The organism is Streptomyces colwelliae (genome assembly GCF_048158785.1).
GTDB lineage: Bacteria > Actinomycetota > Actinomycetes > Streptomycetales > Streptomycetaceae > Streptomyces.
The window spans coordinates 1-5892 of record NZ_JBLTJC010000521.1; the positions used below are offsets into that span (position 1 = coordinate 1).

Annotated in this window: 5 protein-coding genes; 2 read left to right on the forward strand and 3 right to left on the reverse strand. The window is 72.2% G+C overall.

Annotated elements, in window-relative coordinates; translation table 11 throughout:
- On the reverse strand, positions 1–461 hold a 461-nt coding region (locus tag ACNFOC_RS49590; protein ID WP_416965570.1), incomplete at its 3' end, for a hypothetical protein.
- A 296-nt stretch (positions 462–757) separates the two neighbouring features.
- Here ACNFOC_RS49590 and fmt point away from each other — a divergent pair.
- Positions 758–1699, forward strand: coding sequence for a methionyl-tRNA formyltransferase (fmt, locus tag ACNFOC_RS49595; protein WP_416965571.1), 942 nt, complete (start codon positions 758–760; stop codon positions 1697–1699).
- 75 nt (positions 1700–1774) lie between these two features.
- A complete protein-coding gene (locus ACNFOC_RS49600) occupies positions 1775–3193 on the forward strand; it encodes an RsmB/NOP family class I SAM-dependent RNA methyltransferase (RefSeq protein ID WP_416965572.1) in 1419 nt (472 codons plus the stop codon).
- 102 nt (positions 3194–3295) lie between these two features.
- Here ACNFOC_RS49600 and ACNFOC_RS49605 read toward each other — a convergent pair whose 3' ends face one another.
- Positions 3296–4462, reverse strand: a complete 1167-nt coding sequence (locus ACNFOC_RS49605) for an alpha-hydroxy-acid oxidizing protein (RefSeq protein WP_416965573.1) — start codon at positions 4460–4462, stop codon at positions 3296–3298.
- A gap of 116 nt (positions 4463–4578) precedes the next feature.
- The gene (locus ACNFOC_RS49610; protein WP_416965574.1) at positions 4579–5820 is read right to left on the reverse strand and encodes a cytochrome P450 family protein; all 1242 of its coding nucleotides are present in this window, start codon (positions 5818–5820) and stop codon (positions 4579–4581) included.
- Positions 5821–5892: the final 72 nt, after the last annotated feature.

Here is a 5892-nt window from a genome sequence, read left to right on the forward strand (position 1 = left end):
GGGGCGCGAAGGGCGGGCATCGTGGGCATCGTGGGGAGGCCCGTGTTCACGCCCACTGGGCGGGTCGTGGCCGCCTCCGTCGTGCGCTCGGCGTCGGCCGCCGCCTGGGTCGCGGCGCGGCGGGCGCCGTAGCGGCGGTGGACCGCCTGCTTGGTGACACCCAGGGCCGAGCCCACCGCGTCCCACGAGAAACCGAGTGAGCGGTCGAAGTCCACGGCGGCCGTGACCAGGGTCTCGACACTGTCCCGCAGTTCCTGCGCGAGACGGACCGTCGGGGCGGGCGCGCGTCCGTAGACGACGAAGCCCGTGGAGGGGCCGGAGCGGCGCGGGCGGTAGACGTTGCCCAGCTGGGCGGTGAGCGTGCGCAGTGCGTCCACCTGCCGGCGGACCCGCTCGATGTCCCGCACCAGCAAGTGCAGGCTGGCCCGAGCCTGGGCGTCGTGGGTTGCGTGGTCGGCCATGAACAAGCCTCTCGAACCGGCGTTGAAAAGGATCGGGCCGCGCGAATGCGGCCCAAGGAGGTCAACTCTTTCTTGACCAACGCCTGTGCGCTCCGCTGGTCACGCGAAGGGGGCGTAGGGGCATATGCGTACGCCCCCGCAGAACCGGTGTGCGCTGCGGGCGCCGGGGAGTCGGGGGAGTTGTCGGTGAGTTGACGGTGAGTTGGCGGGTGTGAGCCGCCGGGCGCTTGTGCCGGGTCGCGCCATAGACTGGTGCGCTGCCCGCCCACCTCCGCCCGAGAGGCCCGAACCCTCCCATGAAGCTCGTCTTCGCCGGTACCCCCGAGGTCGCCGTTCCCGCCCTGGACGCCCTGATCGCCTCCGGGCGGCACGAGGTGGCCGCCGTCGTCACGCGGCCCGACGCGCCGGCCGGGCGTGGGCGCAGGCTGGTGGCGAGCCCTGTCGCCGAGCGGGCCGAGGAGGCGGGCATCGAGGTGCTGAAGCCCGTCAAGCCGCGCGACCCGGAGTTCCTGGAGCGGCTGCGGGAGATCGCGCCCGACTGCTGTCCCGTCGTCGCCTACGGCGCCCTGCTGCCCCGCGTCGCCCTCGACATCCCCGCCCACGGCTGGGTCAACCTGCACTTCTCGCTGCTCCCTGCCTGGCGCGGTGCCGCCCCCGTGCAGCACTCCATCATGTCCGGCGACGAGATCACCGGCGCCTCCACCTTCCTGATCGAGGAAGGCCTCGACTCCGGGCCCGTCTACGGCACCGTCACCGAGGAGATCCGCCCCACCGACACCAGCGGTGACCTGCTCACCCGGCTCGCCTTCGCCGGCTCCGGCCTGCTCGCCGCGACCATGGACGGCATCGAGGACGGCACCCTGAAGGCCCTACCGCAGCCGAACGAGGGCATCACCCTCGCCCCGAAGATCAACGTCGAGGACGCGGAGGTGACGTGGGCGGATCCCGCGCTGCGCGTGGACCGGGTGGTGCGCGGGTGCACGCCCGCGCCCGGTGCCTGGACCGTCTTCCGGGGGGAGCGGCTCAAGCTCATCCACGTCGTGGCGGTGCCGGAGCGGACCGACCTCGCGCCCGGTGAGCTCTCCGTCGGCAAGAACAACGTGTACGTGGGCACCGGTTCGTACGCCGTCGAGCTGCTGTGGGTGCAGGCGCAGGGCAAGAAGCCGATGCGGGCGGCGGACTGGGCGCGCGGGGCGCGGATCGGCGCGGGGGAGAGCCTCGGGGCTGTCGGGGCGTGACGTCCCGCGCACGTCCGGGCCGGTGCGACGTACGCTGGACGCACATCTCAGCCAGAAATCCGGAGCACCTTTTTCGTGAGCGAGCAGTCCCCGCGACCCCGTAAGCCCGGCAAGCCCTACCGCCGGCCGCAGAAGGACCCCGTCCGTTTCCTCGCCTTCGAGGCGCTGAGGGCCGTGGACGAGCGGGACGCGTACGCCAACCTCGTCCTGCCGCCGCTGCTGCGGAAGGCGCGGGAGAAGGGCGACTTCGACGCCCGGGACGCCGCGCTCGCGACCGAGCTGGTGTACGGGACGCTGCGCAAGCAGGGGACCTACGACGCGATCATCGCCTCGTGCGTCGACCGGCCGCTGCGCGAGGTCGACCCGCCGGTGCTGGACGTGCTGAGCCTCGGGGTGCACCAGCTGCTCGGGACGCGGATCCCGACGCATGCCGCCGTGTCCGCCTCCGTCGAACTCGCCCGGGTCGTCCTCGGCGACGGACGGGCCAAGTTCGTCAACGCCGTGCTGCGGAAGGTCGCGCAGGACGACCTCGACACCTGGATCGAGCGGGTCGCGCCGCCCTACGACGACGACCCCGAGGACAACCTCGCCATCGTGCACTCGCACCCGCGCTGGGTCGTCTCCGCGCTGTGGGACTCGCTCGGCGGTGGCCGCGCCGGTATCGAGAACCTGCTGGAGGCCGACAACGAACGGCCCGAGGTGACCCTGGTCGCCCGGCCCGGCCGCTCCACCACCGAGGAACTGCTCCGCGAGGAGGCCGCGGTGCCGGGGCGCTGGTCGCCGTACGCCGTGCGGCTCAGTGAGGGCGGGGAGCCCGGGGCCGTAGCGGCTGTGAAGGAAGGCCGTGCGGGGGTGCAGGACGAGGGCAGTCAGCTGGTCGCGCTCGCGCTGGCCAACGCGCCGCTGGACGGTCCGGACGAGAAGTGGCTCGACGGGTGCGCGGGACCCGGCGGCAAGGCCGCGCTGCTCGCCGCCGTGGCCGCCGAGCGTGGTGCGATGCTGCTCGCGTCCGAGAAGGCGCCGCACCGGGCCGGACTCGTGGCGAAGGCGCTCGCCGGGAACCCGGGGCCGTACCAGGTCATCGCCGCCGACGGGACCCGGCCGCCGTGGCGTCCCGGCAGCTTCGACCGCGTGCTGATGGACGTGCCGTGCACCGGTCTCGGCGCCCTGCGTCGCCGCCCCGAGGCCCGCTGGCGGCGCCGCCCGGAGGACCTCGAAGGGTTCGCGCCGCTCCAGCGCGACCTGCTGCGCACCGCGCTCGAATCCGTGCGCGTCGGCGGTGTCGTCGGCTACGCGACCTGCTCACCGCACCTCGCCGAGACCCGGGCCGTCGTCGACGACATGCTCAAGCAGTTCCCGCACACCGAACTGATCGACGCCCGCGAGCTCCTGCCGGGGGTTCTGGAACTGGGCGAGGGTCCCGACGTACAGCTCTGGCCGCATGTCCATGGGACCGACGCGATGTATCTGGCGCTCATCCGCCGGACCGGGTGACCTGGCGGCCGCGAGGGTGGTCCGTGGTGCAGCGCCATGCCTACCGCTCGATGGCACGCCCGACCGCCCGGCAGGCCGTTCTCGTGGCTCGGGCGCGCGTCGTCACGCCACGCGCCGAAGCGCCTCCCGCGTGAGGTCGGCGAGTGTCGGATAGCCGTCCACGGCCATGATCAGGTCGGTCTCCGCGAGGAGTGAGCGGAGGACGTGGATGATGCCGTCCGTGCCGCCCAGGGCGAGGCCGTAGGCGTACGGGCGGCCGATGCCCACGGCGGTGGCGCCCAGGGCGATGGCCTTGGCGATGTCGGCGCCGCTGCGGATGCCGGAGTCGAACAGGACCGGGAGGCCGTCCGCCGCTTCGGCCACGGCGGGGAGCGCGTCCAGGGCCGGGAGGCCGCCGTTGGCCTGGCGGCCGCCGTGGTTGGAGCAGTAGACGCCGTCCACGCCTCCGTCCTTCGCGCGGCGTACGTCCTCGGGGTGGCAGATGCCCTTCACGATCAGGGGGAGGTCGGTGAGGGACCGTAGCCAGGGGAGGTCGTCCCAGGTGAGGGGGTTGCCGAAGAGCTGGGTCCAGAGCAGGACCGCGGACTGGGGGTCCTCCTCCGGGGTGCGGGCGAGGCGGGCGCGGAAGACCGGGTCGCTGGTGTAGTTGGCGAGGCAATGGCCGCGCAGCTGCGGGAAGTTGGCGGTGGACAGGTCGCGGGGGCGCCAGCCGGTGACCCAGGTGTCCAAGGTGACCACGATGCCCTTGTAGCCCGCCTGTTCCGCGCGGTGGACGAGGCTCGCGGCGAGGTCCTTGTCGGTGGGCGTGTAGAGCTGGAAGAGGCCCGGGGTGTCCCCGAACTCGCCCGCTACCTCCTCCAGGGGGTCGACCGTCAGCGTGGAGGCGACCATCGGAACTCCGGTGCGCGCGGCGGCTCTTGCGGTCGCCAGGTCGCCGTGGCCGTCCTGGGCGCACAGGCCGATGACGCCGATCGGTGCCATGAAGACGGGAGAGGGCAGTTTCATCCCGAACAGGTCGACGGACAGGTCGCGTTCGGCCGCGCCGACGAACATGCGGGGGACCAGGCCCCAGTGGTCGAAGGCCGTCACGTTGGCCCGCTGGGTGCGTTCGTCGCCCGCGCCGCCCGCGACGTACGACCACACGGAGGGCGGCAGCGCCGAGCGCGCCCGGTCCTCCAGCTCGGCGAAGGCCATGGGGTAGGACGGCACGATGCCGCCGAGCCCGTTCAGGTAGATCTCGTTCTGGTAGGAGCCGAAAGGCTGTCCCATGCCCATGCCATCCCCTTCTCCGTCGAAGGCCGGTGAAGTGCAGGATTCTCGCACTCCGAGTCGGGCATCGCCGAGCCGGGTGTTCCGGGAGGGGTCGCCGTTGTGTCGACTCCGGGTCAGGCGGCGGGAGTTGCGGGGGTGAGCCGGACGGGCAGTTCGCGCCAGCCCTGGGCGATGAAGGACGGGACCTGTTCCAGTTCGTCCTCCTCCACCGCCAGGGAGATGTCCGGGAAGCGTGCGAAGAGCGCGGGCAGTGCGGTGAGCGCCTCCATCCGGGCCAGCGGGGCGCCGACACAGCGGTGCACGCCGATGCCCAGGGCGAGATGCCCGTCCGCGTTCCTGGCCACGTCGAACAGGTGGGCGTCGGGGCCGAAGCGCTCCGGATCGTGGCCCGCCGCGGCGATGGTCGTGAGGATGGCCTCGCCGGCGCGGATCGTCGTACCGTCGGGGGTCTTGATGTCGGAAACCGCATAGCGCAACGGCACGTTGGCGATGGACGGGGCCCAGCGCAGCGTCTCCTGGATCACCTGGTCCCAGGTCAACTGCCCAGCCAGCACCTGCTTCAGCTGGTCGGGGTGGCGGAGCAGGGCGTGGACGGCGTTGCCGATCAGGTTGACGGTCGTCTCGAAGCCGGCGCCGATGACGAGGAGAAGGGTGTGGATCAGCTCCTCCTCGGAGAGCCGGTCGCCCTGGTCGCGGACCGTGATCAGCTCGGTCGTCAGGTCGTCGCCGGGGTGCTCGCTCTTCTCCGCTATCAGCGCCGGCAGCACCGTCACGATCTGTTCGAGGATGTCGGCGGCCTGCTCAGGGGTTCCGGTGGTGTCCATGATCCCCTCGATGAGCCGCGCGACCGAGGCCCGCATCCGCTCCGGCACGCCGAACAGGTCGCAGATCATCCGCATGGGCAGCGGATGCGCGAACTCCGCCCGCAGATCGACGACTTGGCCCGCCGGGATCTGTGCCATCGCGTCGAGCAGACCAGCGGTGATCTCCCGGACCCGCGGCAGCATGGCCTCGGTACGGTGCCGGGTGAAACTCGGGGCGACGAGCTTCCGCAGCCGGGTGTGGTCCTCGCCGTAGGAACTGAGCATGTTGACGATGCTGGTCCAGCTGTAGAGCCATGCCCACGCCGGTTCGCTGCCGACCTTGTCGTACAGGGACCAGTGCCGGCGGGCGTCCCGGCTGACGCGCGGGTCGAGCATCAGCGACTTCAGCAGGTCGTACCGGGTGACGGCCCAGGCGGGGACGCCGCCGGGCAGTTCCACCGGCACGAGGGCGCCGAGCGTGCGCAGACGTGCGGCTTCTTCGGGGACGGCCCTGCCGAAGGGGTCGAGCACGATGGTTCGGCGCTTGTCCACGGAGCTCTCCTCAAGGTTGGCGGGTGGTACGCAAGAAGGCCTGGCGGTACGGCAGTTGGGGCGGGGCGGGGC

Coding starts and splice junctions, on each gene's coding strand:
- ACNFOC_RS49605 (WP_416965573.1), bottom strand. CDS start 4,462: ATGGGACAGCCTTTCGGCTCCTACCAGAACGAGATCTACCTGAACGGG.
- fmt (WP_416965571.1), top strand. CDS start 758: ATGAAGCTCGTCTTCGCCGGTACCCCCGAGGTCGCCGTTCCCGCCCTG.